Consider the following 4405-nt stretch of genomic DNA (forward strand, 5'->3'; position numbering starts at 1 on the left):
GCCCGGGGCTGCCCCCGACCTCCGCGGCGTGCTGCGCCTCGAAGGGTGGTCGGAGCTGTCCGCTGCCGGTGGGGCGCCTGCCCCGGGGAGCGGTGCGAAATCTCCCCGATTGGCCGGTTTCTGGGTGTCTGGGCCGCGACGTCGTGGGCTGGCGACGAATCAACATCTACCCCCACTTTGGTGGGGACACCACCGATGGAGGCGGATCCCGGAGGGGGTCCCGGCCGGTGCTCCAGCCCGGGAGACAGCCCGGCAGACAGTGTGGGCGACGAGCACGTCGATACCTCGACCCGGGGTCGGCTCCGAGCCTCGTTCTTTACGGAAAGTGACGTCCGAGTCCGCGTCGCCGGGCCCCCGGGCGCATCGCGCGAGCCGCCGCCGCGATGCATCGCGGTCCTTGGGAGCGGGCCTGTCCACCTTTCGGGCGCATGCTGTTGATTCGTGGTGCCCGTGGAGCTCCGCGTGCTGGAGATGGTCGACGCCGTGCGTCGCCGTGGAACGATTCCGGTGGCCGTTGGTATACCGGTTGGTCCATGGTGGATCGGCATCGTTGTGCGTCCCGCCCCTTTCCGCAGGTCACTGGTTTGCGAGTGGGGTTCACGCCAGGTCCGATTGGCGTTTTCCCATGAAGGTGCCGCCGACGCTGTACAGATCGGCTTAACGTCCGCTAAGCTGGCCGGGCAGGGCGTAACGGGCTCGGGTTGTCGCAAGGTTGTCGCGATGGCTTCTCGCGGGGTTGCGCCGGGAGGGCTCCTCCCGGTCGCGGACCCTTCGTGTGCATCATCCTCGCGTCAGATCCAGGGCGCCGTGGTTCGAAACCGATTACGTCACTTGAGGGGGACTGGCGGCGACCCCCCCACGCCGTCAGTCTCCCTCTTCATGCGCCGGACCGCACCCGCACGCGAGCCTCCTCGCGTACCGCGGGCGTCTCTCGTCGCTCAGATCCTGATAAATTGACGAGACGATATTGCTCCCCCCCGGGGAGCTCGTCCCGGGGAGGCGGCGCCCTTGCTGATGGCCGAGCAGGTTCCGGTGCCCATGGCTCGCTCGATGGGCGCTGCCTGCGTGTTCACTCGGCTCAGCCGGGGCGGCGTCGTGGCGGCCGCCCAGTGACGGCCGAGGTCTCACCCGAGGGGGTTCCCCTGGAGGAGCAGGCCGGGGTCGGCGGTCCGGATGCTTTCCAGCGGCTCTACACCCCGCACCGCATGGCCTATATCAGGGGCGAGGGCCGCTCCCGTGACGATGAATGCCCATTCTGCTCCATTGTCGGGATGTCCGACGAGGACGGCCTCGTGGTTGCTCGGGGTAAAAGCGTCTACGCGGTCCTCAATCTGTACCCCTATAATGCCGGTCACCTTCTCGTTGTGCCCTATCGCCACATCGCGGACTACGCCGACATGGACCCCGAAGAGATCGTCGAGATGGCATTCTTCGTTCAGCACGCGCTCCGTGCGCTGCGGGCCGCCAGCGGGGCCCACGGTTTCAACACCGGCATGAACCTGGGGGATGTCGCCGGCGCCGGGATCGCCTCGCACGTGCATCAGCACGTGGTGCCGCGGTGGGGCGGTGACACGAACTTCATGCCCGTGGTGGGCGCGACCAGGGTGCTCCCCGCCCTGCTCGGGCAGACCAGGGAGATGCTCGCCCAGGCCTGGGCGCAGACCGCGCCCGACGAGCAGGGCGGGTAGCGCCGGGCCCGACGAGCAGGGCGGGTAGCGCCGGGCCCGGTGGAGGCCGCAGCCGGGTCGGGGCGCTCCCGTCGGGGCTGCCCGCCGCACCGGGTCCCGCCCGGCGCCGGGCCCGATGCGGCGGGTGTGCGGTCACGGATGTCTCCCGCCGGCAATCCTCCCTGAGCCGGGCCGAAGGTTGCCGGTCGTCCGTCTTTCCCGCTTTATGTCGGATTCATGCTTTATGACGATTTTTTCGCTTCCGCCGACAGGGCATCCCCAAGCTGTGGTGGCATCGGCTCGTAGCCGCGATGGTCCCGCGTGAAGCTACCCGTGCCGTGGCTCAAGGACCGTAGTTCAATCGCATATCGGGTCATTTCGCTCGCAGGGACCTCTGCGTGAACGACCGTCCGGGGGGTGGCCCCGGGCCCGCCCGGGACGGGTTCCATCCCGACGACCCGTCCTCGGCGAGTGGACAGGTCGCCCATCACGGCCCCGACGTACTCGTCGGGTACCAGGACGCCGACGGCCAGGATCGGCTCGAGCACGACGACGCCGGCGGCCCGGGCCGCGTCCTTGAGCGCCAGTGCGCCGGCGATCTGAAAGGCCATGTCCGAGGAGTCGACGCTGTGCGCCTTGCCGTCGACGAGGCGGACCCGTAGATCAACCATGGGATGGCCGGTGCGGACGCCCTGCGCCATCTGCGCCCGGACGCCCTTCTCCACCGAGGGGATGAAGGCCCGGGGAACCGCGCCGCCGACCACCTCATCGACGAACTCGAAGCCCCCACCCGCCGGGAGCGGTTCGACCTCGATCTGGCATACCGCGAACTGGCCGTGCCCACCGGACTGCTTGACCTGACGGCCGAGTCCGCGCGCCGGGGCACGCAGCGTCTCCCGGAGCGGGATCCGGGGCGCGGTCCGGTCCACCGCGGCGCCGTAGCGCTGGGCGAGCCGTTCCAGGACCGCGTCGCTGTGGGCCTCGCCCATGCACCACAGGACGAGTTGGGCGGTCTCGGGGTCCTGCTCGATCCGTAGCGTCGGGTCCTCCACGGCCAGCCGGCCGAGTGCGGTCGACAGCCTGTCCTCGTCCGCGCGGCTGCGGGCCCTGATCGCGATAGGGAGCTGCGGTTCGGGCATCGACCATGCGGGCAGGTAGCGCGGGTCGTCGCGATCGGAGAGGGTGTCGCCGGTCTCGGCGGTGCTGAGCTTCGTCACCACGCAGATGCCGCCGGCCGGGCACTCGCCCACCGTCTGCAGAACCGAGCCGTACGGCCGGGAGAGCGCCCCGACCTGCTCGTCGTCGTCGTGGTCGGCGTGCCCGGCCGCGGCTCTGCCGTGCCCGCTGACGTGCACCGCATCGTCGGGATGCAGCGTGCCGGAGAACACCCGGACCACTGACATCCGGCCCACGTAAGGGTCCGTGGTCGTCTTCACGACCTCGGCCACGAGTGGCCCGGCCGGATCACCGTGGCTCTGGTCGCAGGGGGAGCCGTCAGGGCGGCTCAGCGGCGGCAGGGGATGCTCCCGCGGCGAGGGGAACCCCTGCACGAACAGGTCCAGCAACTCGACGGAGCCGAAACCGCCGGCCCGCCCGCTGCCCCGATCGCCCCCTGCCGCGGCGCCCGGGCCCGAGGTCGAACCCGGAAGCAGACCGGCCGGCAACACCGGGAAGAACGTCCCGCGGGCGACCGCGGTCTCCAGATCGCCGAGCAGGAGCTTGGTGTCGGGCTCATCACCGGACAGGTACCGGTCGAGGAGGGTCTCGTCCTCACTCTCAGCGATGATCCCCTCGACCAGGGCGGCGCGGGCGGAGGCGTACCGGCCGGTGAGGCCGGCCGGGGTCGCGAGTTCCCGGCGGCCGCTGCCCGGGTACTCCAGCACTCGCCCGGACAGCAGATCCACCAGCCGCATCGAGGCGCCGGCCTCCCGCTCGGGCAGGTAGGCCGGCAGCACGCCGGCCCCGAAGGCCCGTTGGCAGCCCTGGACGGCCGCCGCGAAATCGGCCCGGGGATGGTCGAGATGGGTGAGCACGATCGCGCGGGGCATGCCGACCCCGGCGCACTCCGCCCACACCATGCTGGTCGCGCCATCCACCCCGTCGACCGCGCTGACGACGAACAGAGCGGCGTCGGCGGCCCGCAGGCCCGCCCGCAGCTCGCCCACGAAGTCGGGATAGCCCGGGGTGTCCAGAAGATTGATCGTGAGCCCGCGGTGACTGACCGAACACAGGGTGAGGCTGACCGACCGTGCCGGGCGACGCTCGGGATCGGCATGGCCGACGTAGCTGGTCTGGGCGGTCTGACGGTCGCCGTTCTGGCGGTCCGGCGGCCCGGCGGTGGCGAGCAGACGGTCCACCAGAGCCGTCTTGCCCGCGCCGGTGTGGCCTACCAGGACGACGTTGCGCACATCGCACGAGGCTGATGACATCCTCGCCTCCTTGACTGGGAGGTAACGGCCTGTTCGGTAACGGCAGCGTCCTCCCCTGTTACCTGGGACACAAGCCCGAGGGCGGCCGTGGTCGGGAATGCGCGGATCGTGGCGGCTGTACTGTGAAGACCGCCCGAAGCCGGGCGCACGTGGGACGACCACGCGGACGACCACGCGGGACGACGGGACGGACATGCTCGCTAGCAAGGCACGACCGCAGATCCAGAAGTTGCTCGATCCGGTGAGCCAGTGGGCCGCCCGGTCGTCGGTGTCGCCGGACGCTGTGACGATCATCGGCATGGTCGGGGT

2 protein-coding genes and 1 pseudogene are annotated in these 4405 nt (G+C 70.6%); 2 read left to right on the forward strand and 1 reads right to left on the reverse strand.

Annotated elements, in window-relative coordinates; translation table 11 throughout:
* The first annotated feature begins 1109 nt into the window (after positions 1-1109).
* Entirely contained in the window at positions 1110-1688 is a 579-nt protein-coding gene (locus AC08OP_RS21315; RefSeq protein ID WP_476615806.1) for an HIT family protein, read from the forward strand.
* A 221-nt stretch (positions 1689-1909) separates the two neighbouring features.
* On the opposite strand, the gene AC08OP_RS21320 is transcribed toward AC08OP_RS21315, so the two are convergent.
* Positions 1910-4096 carry an elongation factor G-like protein EF-G2 gene (locus tag AC08OP_RS21320; protein ID WP_476615807.1) on the reverse strand — a complete coding sequence of 729 codons (2187 nt, stop codon included), beginning with the start codon at positions 4094-4096 and terminating at the stop codon, positions 1910-1912.
* A 97-nt stretch (positions 4097-4193) separates the two neighbouring features.
* Here AC08OP_RS21320 and AC08OP_RS21325 point away from each other — a divergent pair.
* Positions 4194-4405 (forward strand): annotated as a pseudogene (locus AC08OP_RS21325) (phosphatidylinositol phosphate synthase); the annotation flags it as partial.

The organism is Frankia sp. CeRuru1 (genome assembly GCF_977966315.1).